Source organism: Kribbella pittospori, from assembly GCF_004331465.1.
In the GTDB taxonomy this organism is placed as follows: domain Bacteria; phylum Actinomycetota; class Actinomycetes; order Propionibacteriales; family Kribbellaceae; genus Kribbella; species Kribbella pittospori.
Genome location: NZ_SJKB01000007.1, coordinates 371,238 through 394,976, shown reverse-complemented (window position 1 = coordinate 394,976; position 23,739 = coordinate 371,238). Strand labels below are relative to the sequence as shown.

The 23,739-nt window shown below is 68.4% G+C and carries 17 protein-coding genes; 5 read left to right on the top strand and 12 right to left on the bottom strand.

The annotated features are described in order from the left end of the window. Position 1: 1 nt before the first annotated feature. The 6 genes from ccsB to hemL form a co-directional block, all read right to left on the bottom strand. Entirely contained in the window at positions 2-1,000 is a 999-nt protein-coding gene (ccsB, locus tag E0H73_RS23960; protein WP_131360235.1) for a c-type cytochrome biogenesis protein CcsB, read from the bottom strand. Continuing rightward, on the bottom strand, positions 997-2,583 hold the full coding sequence (gene resB / locus E0H73_RS23955) for a cytochrome c biogenesis protein ResB (RefSeq protein WP_131360233.1): 1,587 nt from the start codon (positions 2,581-2,583) through the stop codon (positions 997-999). Before resB ends, ccsB begins: the two co-directional genes overlap by 4 nt. 1 nt (position 2,584) lies before the next feature. Further along, positions 2,585-3,328, bottom strand: coding sequence for a cytochrome c biogenesis CcdA family protein (locus E0H73_RS23950; protein WP_131360231.1), 744 nt, complete (start codon positions 3,326-3,328; stop codon positions 2,585-2,587). Positions 3,329-3,332: 4 nt separating this feature from the next. Further along, positions 3,333-3,896 (bottom strand): TlpA family protein disulfide reductase, encoded by a 564-nt coding sequence (locus tag E0H73_RS23945; RefSeq protein WP_131360229.1) that lies wholly within the window; start codon positions 3,894-3,896, stop codon positions 3,333-3,335. Positions 3,897-3,961: 65 nt separating this feature from the next. Next, positions 3,962-4,585 (bottom strand): histidine phosphatase family protein, encoded by a 624-nt coding sequence (locus E0H73_RS23940; protein WP_238164220.1) that lies wholly within the window; start codon positions 4,583-4,585, stop codon positions 3,962-3,964. Positions 4,586-4,653: 68 nt separating this feature from the next. Beyond that, a complete protein-coding gene (gene hemL, locus E0H73_RS23935; protein WP_131360225.1) occupies positions 4,654-5,976 on the bottom strand; it encodes a glutamate-1-semialdehyde 2,1-aminomutase in 1,323 nt (440 codons plus the stop codon). Positions 5,977-6,221: 245 nt separating this feature from the next. Between hemL and E0H73_RS23930 the strand changes: the two genes are divergently transcribed. Beyond that, complete coding sequence (locus E0H73_RS23930) at positions 6,222-7,577, top strand: lytic transglycosylase domain-containing protein (RefSeq protein ID WP_131360223.1); 1,356 nt, start codon at positions 6,222-6,224, stop codon at positions 7,575-7,577. A gap of 145 nt (positions 7,578-7,722) precedes the next feature. Here E0H73_RS23930 and E0H73_RS23925 read toward each other — a convergent pair whose 3' ends face one another. Beyond that, a complete protein-coding gene (locus tag E0H73_RS23925) occupies positions 7,723-11,400 on the bottom strand; it encodes a S8 family serine peptidase (protein WP_238164194.1) in 3,678 nt (1,225 codons plus the stop codon). Positions 11,401-11,638: 238 nt separating this feature from the next. On the opposite strand from E0H73_RS23925, the gene E0H73_RS23920 reads away from it, so the two are divergent. After that, a complete protein-coding gene (locus tag E0H73_RS23920; protein ID WP_131360219.1) occupies positions 11,639-12,709 on the top strand; it encodes an acyltransferase family protein in 1,071 nt (356 codons plus the stop codon). Positions 12,710-12,775: 66 nt separating this feature from the next. Here the strand turns inward: E0H73_RS23920 and E0H73_RS23915 are convergent, their stop codons facing one another. Beyond that, positions 12,776-13,738, bottom strand: coding sequence for an LLM class F420-dependent oxidoreductase (locus E0H73_RS23915; RefSeq protein WP_131360217.1), 963 nt, complete (start codon positions 13,736-13,738; stop codon positions 12,776-12,778). 109 nt (positions 13,739-13,847) lie between these two features. On the opposite strand from E0H73_RS23915, the gene E0H73_RS23910 reads away from it, so the two are divergent. Further along, positions 13,848-14,558 carry a hypothetical protein gene (locus E0H73_RS23910; protein ID WP_131360215.1) on the top strand — a complete coding sequence of 237 codons (711 nt, stop codon included), beginning with the start codon at positions 13,848-13,850 and terminating at the stop codon, positions 14,556-14,558. Positions 14,559-14,630: 72 nt separating this feature from the next. After that, the gene (locus tag E0H73_RS23905; protein ID WP_131360212.1) at positions 14,631-17,777 is read left to right on the top strand and encodes a glycoside hydrolase family 3 N-terminal domain-containing protein; all 3,147 of its coding nucleotides are present in this window, start codon (positions 14,631-14,633) and stop codon (positions 17,775-17,777) included. Here E0H73_RS23905 and E0H73_RS23900 read toward each other — a convergent pair. The 4 genes from E0H73_RS23900 to E0H73_RS23885 form a co-directional block, all read right to left on the bottom strand. Next, on the bottom strand, positions 17,767-18,423 hold the full coding sequence (locus E0H73_RS23900; protein ID WP_131360210.1) for a hypothetical protein: 657 nt from the start codon (positions 18,421-18,423) through the stop codon (positions 17,767-17,769). The genes E0H73_RS23905 and E0H73_RS23900 overlap by 11 nt on opposite strands. Before the next feature lie 69 nt (positions 18,424-18,492). After that, a complete protein-coding gene (locus E0H73_RS23895; RefSeq protein ID WP_238164192.1) occupies positions 18,493-20,637 on the bottom strand; it encodes an MMPL family transporter in 2,145 nt (714 codons plus the stop codon). A gap of 96 nt (positions 20,638-20,733) precedes the next feature. Beyond that, a complete protein-coding gene (locus tag E0H73_RS23890; RefSeq protein WP_131360208.1) occupies positions 20,734-21,663 on the bottom strand; it encodes a GlxA family transcriptional regulator in 930 nt (309 codons plus the stop codon). 7 nt (positions 21,664-21,670) lie between these two features. Then, positions 21,671-22,270, bottom strand: coding sequence for an isochorismatase family protein (locus E0H73_RS23885; protein WP_202867529.1), 600 nt, complete (start codon positions 22,268-22,270; stop codon positions 21,671-21,673). Positions 22,271-22,494: 224 nt separating this feature from the next. On the opposite strand from E0H73_RS23885, the gene E0H73_RS23880 reads away from it, so the two are divergent. Further along, the gene (locus E0H73_RS23880) at positions 22,495-23,727 is read left to right on the top strand and encodes an aldose epimerase family protein (RefSeq protein ID WP_131360206.1); all 1,233 of its coding nucleotides are present in this window, start codon (positions 22,495-22,497) and stop codon (positions 23,725-23,727) included. Positions 23,728-23,739 lie beyond the last annotated feature (12 nt).

The window sequence follows — 23,739 nt, the reverse complement described above, 5'->3', positions numbered from 1 at the left end:
GTCACACCCCGGCGTAGGAGTGCATACCGGAGACCAGCAGGTTCACTCCGACGAAGTTGAAGATGAAGACGAACCACCCGATGATCGCGATCGTCGCGGCGTTCCGGCCGCGCCAGCCCGCGGTCGCGCGCGCGTGCAGGTAGGCGGCGTACACCACCCAGGTGACCAGCGACCAGACCTCCTTGGGGTCCCAGCCCCAGTAGCGGCCCCAGGCGTATTCCGCCCAGATCGGCCCGGCCACCAGCACGCCGAAGGTCCACAGCGGGAAGGCGAACGCGAGCACCTTGTACGCCGTACCGTCCATCGCCTCGGCACTCGGGAGCCGCCGCAGCGACGCCGACATCGTGCCGCCGGCCAGCACCCGGCGCTCCGCACGGGCCTTGACCAGGTAGAGCACCGACACCAGGCCGCCGATGGTGAACGCGCCACCGGAGATCGCGGCCGCGGACACGTGAATGACGAGCCAGTACGAGTGCAGTGCCGGCACGAGCGGACCGGCCGGGGTGTAGAGCGCGAGCGTGGCGAGTCCGAGTACGGCGGTGACCACGAGCGTCACGCCGAGACCCAGCCACTGCAGCTTGTAGCGCTGCACGAAGATCAGGTAGACGGCCGCGACAGCCAGCGAGGCCGTGATCGAGAACTCGTACATGTTTCCCCACGGCACCCGCCCTGCGGCGAGACCGCGAGTCACCACACCCGCGAGGTGCAGCACGAACGCCAGGTAGGTCAGCGTCAGCCCGATCCGGCTCGCCGCCTCCAGCCGCTCCGTCCCCGGGATGGCGGGCTCGGCGACCTCAGCCGAAGCAGTGCCAGTGGTACCTGCGGTGACCGCTTCGCCACCGGACGCGACCAGAACGTCCTGCTTGACCTCGGCGTCCTTGACCACGACAGCGCGGCCGAGCGCCCACTCGAGCGCGTGCGACATCATCGCCAGCGCATAGATCACCGTGGCGGTCGGGACGACCAGGTTGGAGACGTGCGCGAAGGTCTCCGCACTCATGGCTGCTCCTGGGTGCTCGATCGGTCTGGTTCTGGTTTCAGGCTGTCGGTGATGGCCCGGATCTCGTCGCCGAGCCCTCGCTCGGGTCCGCGGTCCAGACCCGCGACCTCGACAACGGTACGCCCGTCCTCGGTGCGGACGCGCACCCAGGTACGCCGCGGGTGCACGAACAGTGAGCCCATCAGGCCGAGGATGGCCAGCAGGATGCCCGCCAGCGCGAGATTCGTGCCCGGGGTGTGGCTGACCTGCAGCTTCACCCAGCGGCTGTAGCCGTCGAAGGTGATCGACCCGGCCTTGTCCGGCAGCGTCGTGGTCTGCCCGGGGGCGAGCTGGAAGCGCAGCTTGTCGCCGTCCTTCTCGAACTGGGTCAGCTTCGACTTGTCCAGCTGGTACACCGACTCCGGCTTCCCGGTCTCCGGCTGCGGGCGGCCGTAGTACCCGGTCATCACCAGCGCCGGGTTCAGGTCGTCGGGGAAGACCGACACCGGGCCGCGCTGGTCGATCACCGCGGTCGGCAGGAAGAAGCCCTCGAAGCCGAGTTGCATCGGCCGCGCGTCCGGCGCCTTGATCACGCCGAACGACGAGAAGTTGCTGTCCTGCGGCAGGAACGGTGCCGGCCCGGAGAACGCGACCTGTCCGTTGCCGTCCTTCACCGTGACCCGCGGCGCGTAGCCGTGGCCGAGCAGGTAGATACTGCTGCCGTCGAGCTTCAGCGGGTGGTTGACCTCGAGCTGGTACGGCTTCTCCGGCCCGTCCGGCGTCTCCTGGTAGCTCAGCTGCGCCTTGAACTCGCGCGCCGCGCCCTTCTGCGGACCGTCCTGCTGGAACTTCACCTCGAAGTCCTTGACCGTCAGCGAGAACGGCGGCAGGTTGTCGCCGTTGAACACCCGGCCCGGCGCGAAGTCGTCGTACTGCGCCAGTGAGTTCGCGAAACCGTTGCCCACGACAACCAGGACGGTGCCTCGGTACCCGAACAGCGAACCCCAGGCGACACCGATCAGCGCCAGGATCAACGAGAAGTGAAAGAGCAGGTTGCCCGCCTCGCGCAGGTAACCACGCTCCGCGCCGACCGCACCGTCGTACGCCTGGACGCGGAACCGGCGGCGACGCAGCTCACGCGTCGCGGTCGCCAGGAAGTCGCCCTCGGAGTCGATGGTGAAGCGCTGGTAGCCGGGCAGCCGGTTCAGGTTGCGCGGCGGCTTCGGCGGGCGGGCCCGGACCGCCTTCAGGTACACGCCGAGCCGGGGCACCACACACCCGATCAGCGAGATGAACAGCAGCAGGTAGATCGCCGAGAACCAGGGCGACTTGTAGACGTCGAACAGCCCGAGCTTGTCGTAGAACGGGCCGAGCTTCGGATGCGCGGTGAGGAAGTCCGACACCTTGATCGGGTCGATCGGCGTCTGCGGGATGAGCGATCCCGGCACCGCCCCCAGCGCGAGCAGGAACAGCAGCACCAGCGCGGTCTTCATCGAGGTGAGCTGGCGCCACATCCAGCGCAGCCCGCCGACGAAGCCGAGTGCGGGCGGTTCGTTCCCGGAGCCGCCGGTCGGTGCGGTGATGTGATCCTTGACGTCGGTCACGTCACACCGCCGACCCGAAGTTGGCGACCCACTGCCTCAGGTCCGCGGTCATCGAATCCCACACTCCCGTCAGCAGCAGCAGTCCCACCGCGATCATCAGTACGCCGCCGATCCGGATCACCAGCAACTGGTGCCGCCGGACCCACGCAACGGCGGCCAGCATCCGCCGGAACGCCAGCGCCGCGACGATGAACGGAATGCCCAGCCCGAGGCTGAACACCAACGCCAGCGTCGCACCCCGCCCGGTGCTGCCCTCGGTCGCGGCCAGCGTCATCACGGTCCCGAGCGTCGGACCGATACAGGGCGTCCAGCCGAATCCGAACAGTACGCCGAGCAGTGGCGCGGCCGCGATCCCGACCGCCGGCACCCGGTGCACCCGCACGTCCTTCTGCAGGAACCCGAATCCACCGAGGAAGACCAGTCCCAGTACGACGGTCAGCCCGCCGAGCACCCGGGTGATCGCGGTCTGGTGCTCGATCAGCAGGTCGCCGGCGGTGCCGAACAGTACGCCGGTCAGGATGAAGACCGCCGAGAATCCCGCCACGAACAAGGCGGTCCCGGCCAGCATCCGGCCGCGCTGCTTCGAGCCGAGCTCGGCCGCGGACAGCCCGGTCACATAGGAGAGGTAGCCGGGCAGCAGCGGTACGACGCAGGGCGAGAAGAACGAGATCGCGCCGGCCAGCACCGCGATCGGCAGTGCCACCAGCATCGAACCCGTCATCGACTGCGCGAACCACTCACCCATCAGGTCAACCGGCGTCCTTCACCATGCCGACCAGCGTCTGCTTGGTCACGTCGCCGATCACCCTGGCCGCGACCTTGCCGGTCTTGTCGATCACCAGTGTGCTCGGGATCGACGCCGCTGAGATCTGACCGCGGAAGCGGAGCAGCGACTTGCCGTTCGGGTCGTACACGCTCGGGTACTGCACGCCGAACTCCTGGACGAACTTCTTGGCCGGGGCCGGGTCGAGATCGCGCGTGTTCAGGCCGATGAACTGGACCGACGGACCGAGTTCCTTGTTCGCCGCGACCAGGTCCGGCGCCTCCTTGCGGCAGGGCGGGCACCACGAGCCCCAGACGTTCAGCACGACCACCTTGCCCAGGTGGTCGGACAGCGTCCAGGTCTTGCCGTCGAGCGTCGTACCGGTGAAGACCGGCGCCGGCTTGCGGTCGGCCGGAGCGAAGACGGACACGTTGTTCGTCCCGCTCACGAATCCGGCCTGGCCCTGCCGGTTCTCCGCGGCCTGTTGTCCAGACGAGCACGCGGTCAGCGCCAGCAACGACCCGGCCACCACGGCGGCCGCACGCTTCATCACGCGCCCCCGACGAACTTCTTCGGGTTCTTCACCCCCACCCCCACCCCTCCCGTAGTTCTTCATCAGGCTCCACCGACGAACTTCTTCGGGTTCTTCACCGGCAACATGTCCTTCGCCGGCTCGGCGTACCCGACAGAGACGATCGACTCGCCGTGGAAGGTGAACGAGGTCAGGCTGGCCAGGCTGCACTGGCGCTTGCGCGGGTCGTGCGGCAGCCGGCGGCCCTCGATCGCGGACCGGACGATCCAGATCGGCAACTGGTGCGACACGATCAGCGCCTCGTGCCCGGCGGCCTTCTGCCGGGCGGTCTCGATCGCGTCCCGCATCCGCCGGACGAGCTGCTGGTACGGCTCGCCCCAGGACGGCTTGATCGGGTTCCGGAGCAACCACCAGGCACTCGGGTTGCGCAGGGCTCCGTCGCCGACTCCGAACTTCTTGCCCTCGAACAGGTTCGCGGCCTCGATCACCCGCTCGTCGATGTCCGGGGTCAGCCCGAACACCTTGGCGATCGGCTCCATCGTTTCCTGGGCCCGCTCCAGCGGCGAGCTGACCAGGTGGACGATGTCCCGGCCCTTCACGGACTCGGCCACCCGCTCAGCCATCGCGCGGCCCAGTTCGGACAGGTGGAAATCGGGGATCCGGCCGTAGAGCACACCGGTCGGGTTGTGCACCTCGCCGTGACGCATCAGGTGCACGACCGTCGTTTCGGTCACCGCTGCCGTTCCCTTCGATCTAGACGGCTGCCGCCGTGCGGTCAGTTCTGTACGGCGGCCGCCGCGGCTGCCGCTGAGGCCAGGGCGGACTCGAGTTCGGCCAGGGCGTCGTCGTCGATGGCGGCGCTGACGAACCAGGCCTCGAAGGCGCTCGGCGGCAGGTAGACGCCGGCGTCCAGCATGGCATGGAAGAACGCCGCGAACCGGGGCAGCACCTGGGCGCTCGCACCGGCGAAGTCCCGGATCTCGGCAGGTCCCTCCGAGGACTCCACGAAGAAGACGCTGAAGAGGTTCCCGGCCGCCGAGATGACGTGCGGCACACCTTCCTTGTCCAGCGCCGTCGAGACCAGCCGCTGGATGGTTGCCGACGTCTCGTCGAGCTTCGCGTAGACCTCGTCGGTGGCCAGTCGCAGCGTGGTCAGGCCTGCGGTGGTGGCGATCGGGTTCCCGGACAGGGTGCCGGCCTGGTAGACCGAGCCCTCCGGGGCCAGGTGGGACATGATGTCGGCCCGCCCGCCGAACGCCGCGGCCGGGAAGCCACCGCCCATCACCTTGCCGAACGTCATCAGGTCGGGCTGTACGCCGTCGACGCCGTACCAGCCGGAGCGGGTGATCCGGAAGCCCGTCATCACCTCGTCGGAGATGAACAGTGCGCCGTGGTCCTTGCACGTCTTGGCCAGGAAGGCGTTGAAGTTGTCCCGCGGCGGTACGACGCCCATGTTGCCGGGGGACGCCTCGGTGATGACGGCCGCGATCTGGTCGCCGTACTCGGCGAACGCGGCGGAGACGGCGGCCTGGTCGTTGTACGGCAGCACGATGGTGTCGGCCGTGGTCGCCTCGGTCACGCCCGGCGTACCGGGGATGCCCAGCGTCAGAACGCCGGATCCCGCCTGCGCGAGCAGGGCATCGACGTGTCCGTGGTAGCAGCCGGCGAACTTCACGATCTTCGCCCGGCCGGTGTACCCGCGGGCCAGCCGGAGCGCGGACATGGTCGCCTCGGTGCCGGACGACACCAGCCGGACCTTGTCCACCGGGGTCCGCCCGACGATCTCCTCGCCGAGCAGTACCTCGGTCTCGGACGGCGTACCGAACGACGTACCGCGGGCGACGGCGGCCTGCACCGCGGCGGTCACCTCCGGATGGGCGTGGCCGAGCAGCATCGGCCCCCAGGAGCAGACCAGATCGACGTAGCGGTTGCCGTCGACATCGGTAATGTGACATCGATCACCCGATGCCATGAATCGCGGTACGCCGCCAACGGCGCGGAACGCTCGTACGGGAGAGTTGACCCCGCCCGGCGTGACTGCGGACGCCCTGTCGAAGAGGCCGGCGGACTGTTCTGTGTGGTCGGGCACGGCCGCCATTCTCCCCGACCGGCCAGGCGGGCCGATGGGCGGGCAGGCCGGTTCGTTCCCACCGGGGGGTTCACAGGCGCGTTGTTACGCGCCAGTATGGGTACCCGGTGACCGGATGTAGATGGTCTGAGTTCGGTGCGTAACCCACGCACGGACTGGACGTTAGACCCAGTACGACGGCAACCGACAGCGACGAAATGATTTGTCTGCAGCGTGGGGCTGGACAGGTCGATGAGTCACGGAGGGGATCATCGATGGCGAAGGGCAAGCGCCGCGCCACGGGTAGCGGGTGGCGTCAGGTGGCGCCGCTCATCCCGTTGGCGTTGTTCGCGAGCGCATTCACCGTCAGTGCCACGGATGATCCGGCGATCGCCACGGCGTCGCTGGAGCAGGGTCTGTCCGGCAAGAGTCCGGTCGTCGTACCGAAGCAGCCGATCGCCGAGCCGGCCAACGTGCCGGTGCCCGGTGTGGTCGGCCACGGTGTCGATCCCGGCGAGCAGCCGACCCAGGTCGTCTCCGGCCTGTCCCGCAACGGCATCCCGAACGCCGCGTTGAAGGCCTACTCCCGGGCTCAGCAGGTGATGGCTCAGGTCGATCCGGCCTGCAACCTGCCGTGGACGCTGGTGGCTGCGATCGGCCGGGTCGAGTCGAACCACGGCCGCTTCGGCGGCAACGCGCTGAACTCCCAGGGTATCGCGGTGCCGGGCATCTTCGGCCCGCGGCTGGACGGCGTGAGCACGGCCAAGATCAACGACACGGACGCCGGTGCGTTCGACGGCGACGGCGCGTTCGACCGCGCGGTCGGGCCGATGCAGTTCATCCCTGGCACCTGGCGGTCGATGGGCGTGGACGGCGACGGCGACGGCGTGCGGAATCCGCAGGACATCGACGACGCGGCCATGTCCACCGCGGTGTACCTGTGCTCCGGCAAGACCGACCTGTCCAAGGCAAGCGACCTGAACTCGGCGATCCTGCGCTACAACCACTCCCAGCAGTACGCCGATCTCGTGATCAGCATCGCCAAGGCGTACGCCGGTGGCAGCTGGATCGCGGTCGGCAACGGGACCGAGACCGACGACCAGGGCATCGACACCGCCGGCGACCAGGTCGGCGACCCGACCATCGACGCCCCGGCCGACAACAACCTGCCGCAGGCGAACGACCTGCCCACCTACCCGGGCGCGGCCAAGCCGACGACCGGGCCGGTCCAGGGTGGCGACGGCAAGCCGGGCACGCAGCCGACCAAGACCCCGCCGGGCAGCAAACCGTCGACGCCGGGCGACAAGCCGTCGACCGACGACCCGACCACGCCGACGCCGAAGCCACCGACATCGAAGCCGCCGGCGCCGGGCCTCGCAACCCTGCAGACCACCGCCGGCCTGATCGTCGGCACGGTCGGCAGCACGGTGACCGAGCTGACCAAGGCGACGCAGTACTGCCAGGCGGAGATGAAGAAGGTGACCATCACCTCGCCGACGCAGGACCAGTTGCAGAAGTGCGTGACGGCGTACCAGACCGGTGGTGTCGCGGCCGTCGACCAGGTCATCCGCAACCTGCTGTCCCTGCTCGGACTGCTGGGCGTTCTCGGTGGAGGCATCCTCGGGAGCTGATCCACACAGACCGGCGCGCCTGCCCCCACCCCTCCCTTGGCGCGCCTCTGGCGACGCCACGGAGCAACTCCCCCCGGCTTCGTGGCGTCGCCCTTTTTGATCGATCAAGCACTGCTGATCGATCAAGCACTGCTGATCGATCACATCATTGGACCAGCCAGGCCTTCTCGATGGTCTGGTTGATCCTGTTTCCGGCCAGATCGGTCGCCGTGACCCGGAGGTTCGCCGCCGACGCTCCGTCCGGTGCCGCCGGGATCCGTGCGGTGACCGTGCCGTCGAGTCCCTGCGGGAACAGCGTGAGCCGTTGCCACGTCGTCCCGTCGTACGAGATCTCCGCGGTAGTGCGGAAGATGCCCAGGCCGTGGAAGCCAGGCTGGTACGCCGGCTTGAGCTGGAGCCAATCGCCGGCCCGTTGGTAGTCGACCTGGACGAGCGGAAGCACCGACCGCCCGCTGGTCGGCGTCGACAAGAAATGCCACTCGGTGTGGGTCGCGGTCGAGGTCTTGGCCCAGCTGCTCGGACCACGCTTCTGGTCCAGCGTCAGGTCGTACCAGGCCGCCTTGGCCGGCACCGCGAACTGTCCGACAGACCAGGCCTCGCTGCCGAGTTGTACGCCGTTGCTGCTGAGCTTCATGCTCGTCGTGTCACCGCGGTCGGCCCAGCCGTAGATGGTGCGATCACCACTGACGTACTGCGGGATCGCGAACCGCAACGCGTTCTCGTACCGCGCCGGCGGCCAGCCCTGCACCTCGTTCGCGGCTCCCCCTCCGTCCGGAACGGCGGGACGCGTCAGCGACTCCCACCAGCCGCGGTTCGCCTTCTCGTTCGGGCGGTAGCCGCGCGCGATCGTGTACTCGAAGCCGGACTCGTTCCAGTCCCCTGCCGACGTCTGCTCGTCCCACAGGACGCCCTTCACGTCGCTCGCGAGGTAGTCGGTGCGAGTGACCGGTCCCGTGACGCCACGGATCGAGCTCAGGCCGGCCGGCACACCCGGCAGGTGCGCGATCCGCTCGTCGTTGTGCAACTTGAACGCGTCGTTGCGCTGGAAGTCTGTCGTCACCACAGCCGGCCGCATCTGCGCAACGTCATAGATGAGCGGTCCGCGGACGACGGACGGCCCCAGGACCACGTCGTACCGGTAGGTGCTGTCACGCAAGCCGTTCAGCCGCACAGAGGCTGGGCCCTCGGCCAGAACGTCGAGCAACTGCTGGCCTTGCTCGGCACGCAGCAGATAGAACGGAACGCCCTGGTTGGAACCCGTCGACCAGTAGCCAGGGATCTCGTTGTACATCAGGACGAACTTCGCCCCTGCCTCCTTGGCCGCGGTGATCTGCGCCGCCGTCTGACTGGAACCTCGGAAGCGCAGCAGAACCGCGGCATCCTTGGCCCCGGTCAGCTCGGCGGCCGTACCATCGCCGCCGTTCACCAGCGGCAGTGTCGTGCTGCCGACGTACGACGAATCGAACGTCGTCTCGCTCGGGGTCGGCAACCGGAAAGTCCCGTCCACACCGGTGACATCGGCGGTCAGTTCGGGCTGGGCGAGATCCCACCGCTGCACGACCTGGAAGGTGCCGTTGGCAACCTTCCCGAAGTCCTGCACGTAGATGCCGCCGGTGGCCCGTTGCGGCACCGTCCAGCCCGACACCGCGTCACGGGCGCCGACGTTGCGGTGCCAGGCGAACCCGACCTTCTGCGCGTCGGCCGGACGCGGGGTCTTGATGGTGACCTTGTTCGCCGTACGCGCGTCGAAGCTGAACGTCCGGTCGCCGTCGATCCATTCGTCCGGATCGCCGAGCAACGAGTACGAGTTGGACCAGCCCGCCTGGTCGGCGCCGACCACGAACACCATGACGGCGTACCGTCCGGTCGGTACTTCGAGGGTCCGGCTGCCGGTGGCGCTGTCAAAGGCGACCACCTTCACGGCACCGGTGTCCTGGTTCCACAGCTGCACTCCACTGGACCCACCCTTGAGGCTGGCGGGCTTGCCATCGCGGCCGATCGCCTTCACGGTCACGGTGTTCAGCCGCCCGCCGGCAGCGAACCCGAGCCCGGTCCGGTACGACGTGTGGCCGCTGCGGGCCGTGAGGACGCCGGTGTACTTGGCCGGTTGGGTCTTCGCGAGGTCGAGGGTGACGGTGGCGGACGCCGTACGGCCGGCTGGGATGGTCAGCCGTGCGGGGCTTACCGTGACTGCCGCGTTCACCTTGCCGGGCGACTGCGCGCCCACGCTCAGGTCCAGCGTCACCTTCCGGGTTGAGTTGTTGCGATAAGCAACCGTGCGGCTGACCGGCGCCGGGGCCGTCGTACCGCTCCAGGAGAGATCGCCGAAGAACAGGCTCCCCGCGTCCGGCAGGATCGCCGGGTCGAGGGCGTTCGGGATGTCGATCCGGCCGAGGCCCTGTTGGGCTGGGGTCGCATCCTTGGACGGCACCGCTGTCGCGGCGAGCACTGCCTTCAACTGCTGGCCGGACCAGTCCGGATGCCGCTGGGCCAAGATCGCCGCGGCGCCGGCCACGTGTGGCGTGGCCATCGAGGTGCCGCTCAGTCGCGTGTAGTACTGGCCGAGCACGTGGCCTTGTTCGGTGCCCGCCGCGCGGGCGGCCGCGATCTCCACGCCTGGGGCGGTGACCTCAGGCTTCAGCGCACCATCGCCGAGTCGCGGACCACGGCTCGAGAAACTGGCCAGGTTGTCGTCACGGTCGACGGCGCCCACGGTCAGTGCTTCCGCTGCGGCACCGAGTGAGCTGACAGAGTCCTCCGCACCGGCGTTGCCTGCGGCAACGACGAACAACGCACCACTCGACTTCGACAACCGGTCGACGGCCTGGCTCATCGGGTCGGAACCGTCGGACGGCTTGCCGCCGAGGCTCATGCTGACGACCTTGGCACCCTGCTGGACCGCCCACTCCATCCCGGCGATCGCTTCGGAGTCGAGACCGTGGCCGCTGTTGTCGAGCACCTTGCCGATCAGCAGGTCGGCGCCCGGCGCGACCCCCTTGCGTTCACCGTCAGACGCCGTACCGAGGCCGGCGACGATCGACGCGGTGTGCGTGCCGTGGCCGTGCAGGTCCTGGACAGGCTGGTCCGGGACGAAGCTCTGGGACGCGACGACCTGCTGGGCGAGATCCGGGTGACCCGCGTCGTAGCCGGTGTCGAGCACGGCCACCTTGACGCCCTGGCCGTCGTATCCGGACCGCCAGGCGGTTGGGGCACCGATCTGTTTCGTGGACTGGTCGAGGGTCGCCTCGGTCCGGCCGTCGAGCCAGATCTTGGACACCTGACTGCCGGTCTTGAAGGTGGTCGGCCCGCTGATGCTGTTCCAGAAGGTCTTCGCGTCGGCTTTCTCCACACTGACCGCGGTGCTGCCGACGCTGGGGAGGGTGCGGCGTACTGTCGCGGCCTGCGGGGCGGCCGGCGTACTGCGCAGGGTGGACGGCGCGGCCAGGAGGAGTGGCAGTTCGTCGCTGCTCGCGTCGTCGTACCCCTGCTCGACCAGCTCGGTCAGGTTGAAGAGGCGCTCGTCGAGGCGGCCCTCGCTCAGCAGCGGGTACGCCGAGGCGGGGACCACGCTGAGGTCGCCGTCGAAGCTGCCGAAGTAGTACGGCTCGTCGCCGGTCAGGTGGGCCGAGACCTGGCCGTTGGAGCTCGTGGTCAGTTCGGCGACGTCGCCGGTCACCAGCGTGATCCGGTGGGTGCTGCCGGCCGGCGTCGCGTGCGCAGTGGTCGCTCCGGCGTGGGCCGGGGTGGTCGCCAGCAGCAGGGAACTGGCGACCACCGCCGTCGCGAGCAGGCCTGCGGTGAGGCGTGGCAATCGAGTAGTCACGGGGCGGTCCTCCCGATGCCCCGACCCTCGCGAGGCCATCCTCGCGAGCCTGTCAGCTGCCCTCGGGCCGGTCCACCGATGCCGGTGACGGACTCCCGCCATGGCCGGTTCTGGTCAGGGCCGGTTGTGGTCAGGCCCGGAAGTGGGTCCAGCCCCACCCCGCCGTGCGTCCAGCCGGATACCGCCGGGATCGCGCCGTTTCTAGCGTCGAAACCACACCGAACAAGGAGACGGAAACATGGAACAAGCACCGACGCGGCTGTGGTTCGTGGACAACCTGCGGGTCCTGCTGACCGTGCTGGTGGTCCTGCACCACGTCGCGGTCACCTACAGCGGGATCCCGCTGTGGTACTACACCGAGCAGCCGGCCAACGGGATCGTCGCGCTCGTCCTGACCGTCTTCCTGCTGGTCAACCAGGCCTGGTTCATGGGCGCGTTCTTCCTGCTGGCCGGCTACTTCACGCCCGGGTCGTACGAGCGCAAGAGCCCGCGGTTGTTCCTCCGCGACCGGCTGATCCGGCTGGGGATCCCGCTGGTGGTGTTCTACTTCGTGGTCAATCCGATCCTGTACCTCGGATCGCACCAGTCGTACCTGCACACCATCGGCAGCGGTCCGCTGTGGTTCGTACTCGCACTGCTCGTCTTCGACGTGTCGTACGCCGGCATCCGGCACGCGACCCGGAATCGCGTGCTGCGCCGACCCCAGCCGCTGACCTACCCCAAGGTGATCGGGTTCGCGCTGGCCCTGGCCTTGGCGACGTACGCCTGGCGCGCTGTGGTCTCGATGGACGTGTTCGTCCCGATCATCGACTTCCCGACCAGCGGGTACCTGCCGCAGTACGTGAGCTTCTTCGTGGTGGGGACTGTCGCCTACCGCAACGGGTGGCTGTCCGCGATCGCCGGGCGGATGGGCAAGGTGGGCCTCGGGCTGGCGATCGGCGCGACGATCGTGTTCCTACCGGTCGCGATCATCGGCGGGCCGGACAAGTGGATGGGGCACGGGACCGTGACGTCGCTGTCCTATGCGCTGTGGGACTCAACCTTCGCGGTCGGTCTGGTGCTCGCGCTGCTCATGCTGTTCCGGCGCAGGTACGACGCGCCGGGTCCGCTGCGCCGCTATCTGTCCAACCACGCGTTCACTGTCTACGTGATTCACGCGCTCCTGGTGATCGCGGCGGGGCACGCCCTCAGCGTGCTGGACGTGCCCACTCTGGCGAAGGTCGCCATCGCCGCGATCGTCGTACTTCCTGCCTGCTTCCTGCTCGCGGCCCCCGTCCGCCGGCTCCCCGGCGTCCGCCGCGTGCTGTGAAACCCTCAGGCGAAGCGCTTGGTGACCTGCTCGACGCCACCCCTCACTTCTTCTTTTCTTTCTTTCTCAGGCGAAGCGTTTGGTGACCTGCTCGACGCGGTCCACCAGATCCAGGTCGTACGCCACGCCCGGGACGTAGAAGATGACGTAGTCGGCGCCGGCCTCGAGGGCGGCCTCGACCTTGTCGGCGATCTCGTCCTCGGTGCCGATCAGGTTGTCGTTGTCGAACTTGTCCCGGTTCATCGGGCCGAGCGCCTTCTCGGTCGCCTTCTGCGGGTCGTCACCCTTGTCGATCGGGAACACGTTGAAGCTGGTCGACTTGATGATGTCGTCGTAGTTGCGGCCGACCTTCTCGCAGTGGCCCCGGAGGATGTCGGCCTTCTCCTTGATCACCTGCGGGTTGCCGCCGCCGATGTTCGCCGCGTCGCCGTACTGCGCGACCAGCTTCAGCGTCACCTTCGGGCCACCGCCACCGATCCAGAACGACGGGTGCGGCTTGCGCACGCCCTTCGGCTCGTTGATCGGCTCGTTGATCGAGTAGTGCTTGCCGTTGTAGACCGGCTTGTCCTCGGTCCACATCTTGTAGATGATCTCGGTGGCCTCCCGGAACGCGGCCATCCGCGGCGGGATGTCGGTCCACTCGTAGCCGTACGCCTTCCACTCGTGCTCGTACCAGCCCGCGCCGATACCGGCGTACAGGCGGCCATGGCTGGCGACGTCGACGGTGGACGCGATCTTCGCGTACAGCGCCGGGTTGCGGTACCCGTTGCAGCCGACCATCTGGCCGATGTTCACCCGGCTGGTGTCGCGGGCCAGCGCGGCCGTCGCGCTCCAGCACTCGAAGGTGGTGTTGTCACTGGGCTCCGGCACGGTGTGGAAGTGGTCGAACAACCAGATCGAGTCCCAGGACTGCTCATCGGCCCGCTTGGCGACGTCGGTCATCGCCTCCCACTGCTCCACCGGATCCGCGATCTGCGCCAGATCCATTTTCCAGCCCTGCGGTACGAAAATCCCGAAACGTGTAGTCATGCCCTCATCCTTTCCGGCCACGCCGGTCAGGGTCCATCACTCTGGCTACTGAATTCGTTCTCAATCAGACCACTACAACTTCTGAATCCCGTCCGGCGTCGTACCGCCCGTGACCACGTTCGACGACCTGTTCGCCACCGCCGTACCCCTGATCGCCCGCGGAGCCCATCAGCGCGACGAACCTCCCCGCGAGGGCGGCCGCTGGCCAGTGAGCGTCGTGCTGCGTCCCCCGACGGACAGTGACCTCGCGCAACACCTGGACGCCGTCACCGCCGAGGCGGCCGAGCTGGCCGGTCCGGGGCACTGGCAGACCGGTCAACTGGGATCGGCCCACCTCACCGTCCGCGCTCTCGAGGGCTACCGCGCCACCATCGCCCCGGACGACCCCGCGATCGAGCGCTATCTGTCCGCGCTGCGGCGGGCCACCGCCGGCCCGACTCGCTTCCGCGTCACCGGTCTCACCCTGACCCCGGGGTCGGTGATGGCGTCCGCCATCCCCCTCGACGGAGCAGCAGACGCCTTCCTGGACCGGTTCGCCACCGAGCTCGGACCCGACGACTGGTTCGAACGCCCACACGGACGCCGCGACATCTGGTACCTCAACCTGCTCCACTTCACCTCCGACATCCCTGAACCTTTGAAGTTGATCGACTGGGTGTCCGAACGCCGGACCACCCCCATCGGCGAGGTCGAGGTCGAGGCACCCGAGCTCGTTCATTTCTGCCTTCAGGGTGGGGATCGCACGCATATGCGGCCGATCGTGAGAGCGCCAAGCCACACCGCTCACGGGACACTAGTTCCGGAACCGGTGAGGTCTTGACCGGGTGGTTGGGCTGGTTGAGAGTCGGGGCCGAACGCGGGTGTGAGGCTCGCGCGGAGTGGGGAGTCGGCCATGCGTGGTTTCCGTCAGACAGCACTGGTCGCGGCAGCGGCCCTGATCACCGGGTTACTCCCGCTGCCGGCGGTGGGCGCCGACGACCCGGCGCCGATCGTGCTGGCCGCCTTCGAGGGCGCCGAGCCGTTCGCGTCGCCGCCGAACCCGGGGATCTTCGGCTGGGGCAGCGACGCCGACGACCCGCCGACGATGGAACTGCAGGCGCGCGCCGACGCGCCGTCCGGCGAGAAGGTGCTGCACGGCACCTACAACATCAGCGGGTACGGCGGATTCAGCCACGACGTGACGTTCGACCAGAACCCAGGCGACTGGTCCGCGCACAAGGGCATCCGGTTCTGGTGGTACGGCCAGAACACCGCACCGCTGCCGCCCGGCTCCGGCAAGCGGATCTTCTTCGAGATCAAGGACGGCGGCGCCAACGCGGAGGCCTCCGAGCTGTGGAACACCAGCTTCACCGACGACTGGCAGGGCTGGCACCTGGTCGAGATCCCGTTCAGCGATCTGGTCTACCGCGCCGACTACCAGCCGGTCGGCGGCATCGACCAGGTGCTCAACCTGACCCAGATGTGGGGCTACGCGATCACCATGCCGGTCGGCTCACCGGGTGAGTTCGCGATCGACCAGGTCGAGATCTACGGCAAGGCCGACCCCGCTCTGAAGGCGAGTGTCGTCACCGACGCCGGTGTCTACCCGGTCAAGGAAGGCGGCACCGCGCAGGTCAAGATCTCCGTCGCGACCACCGGCAGCACCCCGCTCGAAGAGCCGGTCACCGTCGAGTACCGCACCGGCACCGGGTCCGCCGGCGCCGACGACTACAACCCGGTCACCGGCACGATCACCTTCCCGGCCGGTACGGCCTCCGGCACCGCGCAGACCGTGGCCGTGACGACTCGCAAGGACCACTCCGCGGAGGCCGCCGAGACGATTCCGCTCGAGCTCACCGTCACTGGCGCGAAGGCACCGACGACCCAGCCGGTCGTCGTGATCAACGCCCACGACCTGCCGTACCTCAACAGCAAGCTCCCGGTGAAGAAGCGGGTCGCCGACCTGCTCGCCCGGATGACGACGGCCGAGAAGGTCGGCCAGATGACCCAGGCCGAGCGCAACGCACTCCGGTCGCGCACCGACATCGCGTCGTACGCGCTCGGTTCGTTGCTGTCCGGCGGCGGCTCGGTGCCGACGCCGAACACCCCGGCCGCGTGGGCGGCGATGATCGACAACTTCCAGCTCAACGCCCAGGCCACCCGGCTGCAGATCCCGCTGATCTACGGCGTCGACGCGGTGCACGGCCACAACAACGTGGTCGGCGCGACGATCCTGCCGCACAACATCGGCATCGGCGCGACCCGCGATCCGGACCTGGCCCGCCGTACCGGTGAGGTGACCGCGACCGAGGTACGCGCGACGGGCATCCCGTGGGACTTCTCGCCGTGCGTCTGCGTGGTCCGCGACGACCGCTGGGGTCGGGCGTATGAGGGGTATGGCGAGGACCCAGCGCTGGTGCAGTCGATGGCGACCGTGATCACCGGCATGCAGGGCAAGGCGGACGGCAGCCAACTCGCACAGAACACCCGCGTGCTGGCCACCGCGAAGCACTTCGTCGGCGACGGCGGTACGACGTACGGGTCCTCGACGACCGGTAACTACACGATCGACCAGGGCATCACCGAGGTCACTCGTCAGCAGTTGGAGACGCTGCACCTGGCGCCGTTCGGGACCGCGGTCGATCTCGGGGTCGGGACCGTGATGCCGTCGTACTCGAGTGTCGCCATCGACGGTGGGGCGCCGGTCAAGATGCACGGTGACGGCGAGCTGATCAACGGCGTACTCAAGCAGCGGATGGGCTTCGACGGGTTCGTGATCAGCGACTGGCAGGCGATCGACCAACTGCCCGGCGACTACGCGAGCGACATCCGTACGTCGATCAACGCCGGGCTCGACATGATCATGGTGCCGACGAACTACCAGGGCTTCACCCAGGGCCTGACCGACGAGATCGCCGCCGGCCGGGTGCCGATGGCCCGGGTCGACGACGCGGTCCGGCGGATCCTGACCGAGAAGTTCAAGCTCGGCCTGTTCGAGCACCCGTACGCCGACACCACGCACCTCGCCGACATCGGATCGGCCGCACACCGTGCGGTCGGCCGGGAAGCGGCGGCGAAGTCCCAGGTGCTGCTCAAGAACGACGGCAACCTGTTGCCGCTGGCATCCACGTCGAAGGTCTACGTGGCCGGCAGCAACGCGAACGACCTGGGCAACCAGATGGGCGGCTGGAGCATCACCTGGCAGGGCGGCTCCGGTCCGACGACCACCGGTACGACGATCCTGGACGGGATCAAGCAGGTGGTGCCGACGGCAACGTTCAGCGCGGGCGCCTCCGCTCCACTGGAGGGTCACGACGTCGGCGTGGTCGTCGTCGGCGAACGCCCGTACGCCGAGGGGATCGGTGACGTCGGCAACGGTCACGACCTACTGCTGTCGGACGCCGACAAGGCCGCGGTGGACAAGGTCTGCGGCGCGATGAAGTGTGTCGTGCTGATCGTGTCCGGCCGGCCTCAGGCGATCGCCGACCAGCTCGGCAAGATGAACGCCGTGGTCGCGTCGTGGTTGCCGGGCACTGAGGGCGCCGGGGTCGCGGATGTCCTGTTCGGCAAGCGGCCGTTCACCGGTCGGCTTCCGGTCAGCTGGCCGCGTACGGAGGCGCAGGAGCCACTGAATGTCGGTGACGCCTCCTACGATCCGCAGTACCCCTATGGTTGGGGTCTGACCACCCAGGCCACGGCTCGGCAGAAGCTGACGGACGCCCGGAACACCCTTCTGCAGAAGCATGATCCGTACGCGCTGGCCGCTGCGGTCGCTGCCTCTGTCGCACTCCAGGCGAAGGACTGGTCAGGGCCTCAGGCAACTACTGCTCTCGCCGCTCTGACCCAGTCCGCCCGGTACCTCGAGCGCACCAAGGCGGACGCCTTTACCGAAGGCGATGCGGTAGTAGGCGCCGCCCGCTGGATCGCGCAGAACCACATCGGTCAGAACGTCACAGAGCCGGCGTCCAAACTCACGTCGGACGCCGAGCACCTGCTCCTGACCGGACAGCTGAGTGCCGCCGTCAGCAAACTGACGGCGGCGTCGAGGCTCAGCGGATGATCTTCGCCGCGGCCAGACGGGCGACCTTGTCGACGTTCGTCCGCGACATGCCCTGACCCATCGAGCTGAACGCGAGGACCGAGACGGTGCGTCCCTTCAGCGTGACCGCATAAGGGAACGCGCCGTCCTCGCTGCCCGGATCGCTCGGCAGCGGGTAGTCGTACCAGCGGATCACCACGGTCCCGTCGCCGGAGGCCCCCGTGACCACGCGGTTGTCGGTGAGCCGGCGCGTGTGCGTGGGCGCCGGCTTGCCCGCCGGGCAACTCTTCAACGTCGCCTTGATCGAGGCGTACGCCGCCTTCGCGGTCGCCACGTCGGGATACCGGCTCACGTACTGCGCGCCGTACTTGGCCATGTCGTCGGTGAAGCCCCGGGCCATCCGCTCCGAGACCCGCTTCCCCTCGGTCGACGCCGGTCCGCAGTACGTCTTCGGCAGGATGCCGCGGTCGACCTGCTTGATCCATTCGCCACCCGGATCGGCTGCGGCCACCTGCTGGATCGTCAGCAGTTGCGTCCGATTCAGTGCCGCCGCTTGAGCCGTGGACGCAGCCGCGGTCCCCAGACCCACGGCTGCGATTCCTCCGGCGGCTACCAGAGCCGCGACTCCGGCGGCCACTGCCGTCCGCATCGTCTTCCCAGTCTTCATGTCGCATTCCCCCTTGCTGGTTGGTCCGCCTGAGTAGACGACGCGGTCGCGGGGAAAGTTCGAACAGGACTAGACCGTCACCAGCTCGCGCTCCGGCTGCGCCGGCTCCTGCCGGTGCAGGCGGTTCGGCCACCAGGCCTTGCGGCCCAGCAGGACGAGGATGGAGGGAAGCATGACGATCCGGACCAGGGTCGCGTCGATGAGAACGGCGACGGCCAGGCCGATGCCCATCTGCTTCATCTCGAGCATGCCGAGGGTGGCGAAGACCGCGAACACCGACACCATTACCGCGGCCGCGCTGGTCACCACACCGGCCGATTCGGTGATGCCCTTCCGGACCGCCTCGCGAGGCGTCAGCCCTTCGGCCACTCCTTCGCGGATCCGGCCGAGGACGAACACGTGGTAATCCATCGACAGCCCGACCAGGATCACGAACAGGAACAGCGGGATCCACGACACCACGAAGCCTGAGGACGTGAACCCGAGCAGCCCTTCGGCCCAGCTGTGCTGGAACACCAGCGACAGCACTCCGAAGCAGGCCGCCACCGACGCGAGGTTGAGCACCGTGGTCAGCAACGCGATCGCCACGCTCCGGAAGGTCACCGCCATCATCACCAGCGTCAGCGCCAGCACGAACGCGATCACCCACGGCAGCTTGTCCCGCTGATTGTTGCCGTAGTCAACCGACTCCGCCTGCTCCCCACCGACCGCCCAGGTCGGCACAGACCCGAGCGAGGTAGGTACGAAGTCCGACCGCAACTGGTTCAACGCAGTCTCGGCGTTCGCACTGCTCTCCGGCAACACCGACACCAACGTGAGCACCGCGGTGCCGTCCGCCTGCCGGATCGCCGCTCCTTGCGGTACGACGAACTTGCCGCTCTGTACTGCGGATTCCTGCAGCCCGGTCAACGCCCCGACGGCATCTTCGCCACGCGCCACCACGTCGTACGAGAGACCGCCCTGGGACGGGAAGTTCTCCTGCAGGGCCTTGAACGTGCGCACCTCGGGGATGCTCTGCGGCAGCGTGTTCAGGTCGGACGGCTCGGTCTTCATCCCCAGTGCCGGGACGGCGAGAGCCGCCACGGCCAGGATCGAGACGGACAGCGCGGCCCGCGGATGGCTCAGTACCGGAGCCAGGATGCGGCGGCTGATCCCGCCGGGACCGATGCGCCGGTTGAGCCGCCAGAGCAGCGGAACGCGCGGACGGTCGACCCGATGCCCGAGCTTCGCGAGTAGTGCGGGCAGCACGGTCAAGGAACCGAGGACGGCCACCGCGACGACCACGATCGTTGCCGTTGCCATCGAAGAGAACGTCATGTCCTGAGCGACGTACAGGCCGGCCATCGAGACGATCACGGCGAGGCCGGAGACGACCACCGAGTGACCGGACGTCGCCGCGGCGATCTCGACGGCGTCGAGGGTGCTGCGGCCCTTGCGGCGTTCCTCGCGTTCGCGTTTGAGGTAGAAGAGTGAGTAGTCGACGCCGACGGCCATCCCGATCAGCAGGACGACGTTGGCGACCGAACCGCCGTCGGGGAAGAGGAACGACAGCGGCGCGTAGAAGCCGAGCGCGGCGCCGACCGCCGAGAACGCCAGCAGGACAGGGATCCCGGCCGCGATCAGCGCACCGAACGCCAGCAGCATCAGCACGAACGTGATCGGCAGGCTGAGCTTCTCCGCCTTCGCGAGATCCGAACCGACCTGCTTCCAGATCCCCGCGTCCAGTGAGGCCGTGCCGGCCTGGTTGATGCTGAGGTCCGGGTTGGCCTGCTGCACTTCGGCGGTGGTGGCGACGACCTTCTCGATCGCGTCGGCCGCGTCGTCCGCCGTTCCCTTCAATTCGATCGGCAGCAAGGCAGAATTGCCGTTGTCCGACCAGACCGGCTGACCGACCGCCTGGACCGAGTCCAGCGTGGTGAGCTTCTGCCGCAGTTGGGTCATCGCGGTCGTCGCGGCCGCCTTGTCCAACCGACCGTCGGGATCGGTCACGAGGACGGTCTCCGCGGGCCGGTCGCCCAGCCCGGCTTGCTCGATCATCTCGGCTGCCTGGCCGGACTGGCCGACCCAGGTGTCCTTGCTCTGCATCTGCTGCTTCGGGATGACCACCGACATCCCGACCGCGACGACGACGAGCAGCAGCCAGAGGCCGATCGCTCGCCATGGATGGATCGCACTCCACCGTGCAACCCGCACGGTCACGCCACCAGCGCTCACGCTGTCCCCACCTCTCGTTGTTCGCACACAACGAGCCTCGTGGGACGGCGGGCGGAACTCAGGAGCGCTGAGTCCCCCGGCCGGGTGGACCTAGGTCTACCCCGCGACCGGCTCCGCCGTACGGGCGCGGAGACGGCGGAGCATCCGGGCGTCCTCGAAGCCGACGGTGCGGGCGGCGGACTCGACGGTGGCACCGTGGCCGATGAGGTGTTCGGCCCGCTCGAGGCGGAGGAGTTGCTGGTAGCGCAGCGGGGTCAGACCCGTGGCATTGGTGAAGATCCGGGTCAGGGTCCGTTCGCTCACGCCCACCTCGTGCGCGAGCTCGGCGAGCAGGAGGCGGTCGGCGTACCGCGCGTCGATCACGTCCTGCACCCGGTGAGCGAGGTCGCTCAGGTGACCGCGGTGCCGCAGCATCACGCTGTCCTGCAGTTCGTCGCCGTTGCGCCGCGCGTACACGACCATCTCCCGCGCTACCCGTGCCGCCGCCTCGGCGCCGCGCTCGACCGCGACCAGGTGCAGGGCCAGGTCGATCCCGCTCGCGATCCCGGCGGAGGTGATGACGCGGTCGTCCACGACGTACAGGACATCCCGCACGATGCTCGCCTTCGGGTACCGCGCGGCCAGTTCCTCGGTCAGGTCGTGGTGCGTGGTGTACCGGTGGCCGTCGAGCAGTCCGGCGGCGCCGAGTGCATCGGCGCCGGAGCACACGCTGGCCACCGATCCGCCGGCCGCGTGATGAGTGCGCAACCGCTGCTTGGTCTCGGGCCCGATCGGCGGCACCGGCGACAACCGCGGCGACCGCCAACCGGGTACGACGATCAGGTCGTCCGGACCGAGCTCCGGCCAGTGCAGCTGCGCCTTCACCGGCACGCCCTGGGCGGTGGCGATCTCCTCAACCTCCGCCACATAGCTCAGCTGGTAGCCGTAGCCGAGATCGTTCGCGGTCGAGAAGACCTGCGCCGGCCCGGCCAGATCCAGCAGGTGCAGCTTCGGCACCAGCAGGAAGACGACCCGAGTACTACTCATGATCTGGTCAGGATGACACGGGTACGCCGGTCAGTTCGTCGAGTGTCCGAATGGTGGCGAACCGGCCCGCCAGCGCGTACTCGGTCCGCTCGGTGACGAGCTCAGGACTGAGCGTGCGCGGATCCGCCAGAATCTCGGCCAGGGTCGCGTCGGCCGGCATCGTCCAGTGCGGCAGCGGGGTCGTCGCCGTGGCCTCGGTGACGAACGTGACGGCGTACCCGAGGTCCGAGGCGATCCGGGTGGTGGTCTCGCAGCACTGCTCGGTCCGGATGCCGCCGATGACCAACTCGGTGACGCCGTGCTGGGTCAGGAGTTGCTGCAGATTCGTTGTGGTGAAGGCGTTGTGCGAGGTCTTGGTGAGGACCGGCTCGCCGTCGATCGGCTCGAGTCCTGCCATCAGCCGGACGTGGCCGTTGGCCGGATCGAACGCGCCGCCGGTGCCGGGCTCGGTGTGCAGCACCCAGACGACGAGGTCGCCCTGGTCCCGGGCCGCGCGGACCAGGCGGCCGACCCGATCGGCGATGTCGGGGTTGTTGACGGCCTGCCAGTTCGGCCGGACCCGGAAGGATTCCTGGACGTCGATCACGATCAGTGCGGTTGCGCTCATAGCATCCATGCTCGCGTGCTCCCGGCGTACCGGAGAAGACCCGATCGGGGCCGGGACCGGACCGATCCGGTCAGCGGTCGGCGGACCTTTCGATACTCGTGCAGTCATCGGACGAATTCAAACCGTTACGAACTGTTCCAAACACTGGACAGCCGTGCGTATCGTGCCCGGGTCGGCGTGGAAACGCTCTCGCCGACGACCGTCGACTCAGTGAGGGGAATGCGATGCCCGATCACCTGCCCCGCCGCCAGGTCCTGCGTACGGCCGGCGCCCTGGGTCTGGGTGCCGCCGCCGCGGGCGCCCTGAGCAGTACCGCGGAGGCGACCACCCAGGCCGGTTCGGTCGCTGGTAGGCCGGATAAGTTGGCCGCCATGGGCGCACACCACGGCAAGCTGGAGATCCGCAAGGACCCGTTCGGCACCACCCCGGAGGGCGTTGCGGTGGACGTCTACACGTTCACCAACGGCCGGGTCACGATCTCGATGCTGACCTGGGGTGCCACCATCCAGCGGGTCGAGACCCCGGACCGGCGCGGCCGGACCAAGAACATCAGCCTGGGCTTCGACAACCTGCCCGACTACGCGGCGCTCAGCCCGTACTTCGGCGCCACCATCGGCCGGTACGGCAACCGGATCGCGAAGGGCCGGTTCACGCTGGACGGGACGACGTACCAGATCCCGGTCAACAACGGCGAGAACGCGTTGCACGGCGGCACCATCGGCTTCGACAAGAAGGTGTGGAAGGCCAAGACCGTGCGCACCGACGACTCGGTCGGGGTCGCGTTCAGCTACGTCAGCCCGGACGGCGAGATGGGCTTCCCAGGTGAGCTGAGTACGACGGTCACCTACACGCTGGACCGGCGGGACAACCTGCGGATCGACTACCACGCGACCGTCGCGGGCAAGCCGACCGTGGTGAACCTGACCAACCATGTGTACTTCAACTTGGCCGGTGAGGGCAGTGGGTCCATCGACGACCATGTGCTCGAGCTGAACGCTCCGTCGTACACGCCGGTCGACGCCGGCCTGATCCCCACCGGCGAGATCGCCCCGGTCGCGGGTACGCCGTTCGACTTCAACAAGCCGACTCCGATCGGCGCGCGGCTGCGCGGCGACCACCCGCAACTCATCGTCGGCCGCGGCTACGACCACAACTTCGTCCTCGGCGGCAAGACCGATCACGACGGCCTGCGCTTCGCCGCCCGGTTCTGGGAGCCCGAGAGCGGCCGCACCGTCACGGTCCACACCGACCAGCCGGGCGCGCAGTTCTACAGCGGCAACTTCCTCGACGGCACGTTCCTGGGCATCGGCAACAAGGCCTACCGCCAGGGCGACGCCTTCGCCTTCGAGACCCAGCACTTCCCGGACTCCCCCAACCAGCCCAACTTCCCGTCGACGGTCCTCCGCCCCGGCGAGACCTACGCGACCACCACCGTCTACACCTTCGGCACCAAGTAGTCGCCCTGTGGT

Excerpts from the sequence above, each read along its gene's own strand:
- ccsB (WP_131360235.1), bottom strand. The coding sequence starts at position 1,000 with ATGAGTGCGGAGACCTTCGCGCACGTCTCCAACCTGGTCGTCCCGACC.
- E0H73_RS23950 (WP_131360231.1), bottom strand. The coding sequence starts at position 3,328 with ATGGGTGAGTGGTTCGCGCAGTCGATGACGGGTTCGATGCTGGTGGCA.
- E0H73_RS23945 (WP_131360229.1), bottom strand. The coding sequence starts at position 3,896 with ATGAAGCGTGCGGCCGCCGTGGTGGCCGGGTCGTTGCTGGCGCTGACC.
- E0H73_RS23940 (WP_238164220.1), bottom strand. The coding sequence starts at position 4,585 with ATGCGTCACGGCGAGGTGCACAACCCGACCGGTGTGCTCTACGGCCGG.
- hemL (WP_131360225.1), bottom strand. The coding sequence starts at position 5,976 with ATGGCGGCCGTGCCCGACCACACAGAACAGTCCGCCGGCCTCTTCGAC.
- E0H73_RS23930 (WP_131360223.1), top strand. The coding sequence starts at position 6,222 with ATGGCGAAGGGCAAGCGCCGCGCCACGGGTAGCGGGTGGCGTCAGGTG.
- E0H73_RS23920 (WP_131360219.1), top strand. The coding sequence starts at position 11,639 with ATGGAACAAGCACCGACGCGGCTGTGGTTCGTGGACAACCTGCGGGTC.
- E0H73_RS23915 (WP_131360217.1), bottom strand. The coding sequence starts at position 13,738 with ATGACTACACGTTTCGGGATTTTCGTACCGCAGGGCTGGAAAATGGAT.
- E0H73_RS23905 (WP_131360212.1), top strand. The coding sequence starts at position 14,631 with ATGCGTGGTTTCCGTCAGACAGCACTGGTCGCGGCAGCGGCCCTGATC.
- E0H73_RS23900 (WP_131360210.1), bottom strand. The coding sequence starts at position 18,423 with ATGAAGACTGGGAAGACGATGCGGACGGCAGTGGCCGCCGGAGTCGCG.
- E0H73_RS23890 (WP_131360208.1), bottom strand. The coding sequence starts at position 21,663 with ATGAGTAGTACTCGGGTCGTCTTCCTGCTGGTGCCGAAGCTGCACCTG.
- E0H73_RS23885 (WP_202867529.1), bottom strand. The coding sequence starts at position 22,270 with ATGAGCGCAACCGCACTGATCGTGATCGACGTCCAGGAATCCTTCCGG.
- E0H73_RS23880 (WP_131360206.1), top strand. The coding sequence starts at position 22,495 with ATGCCCGATCACCTGCCCCGCCGCCAGGTCCTGCGTACGGCCGGCGCC.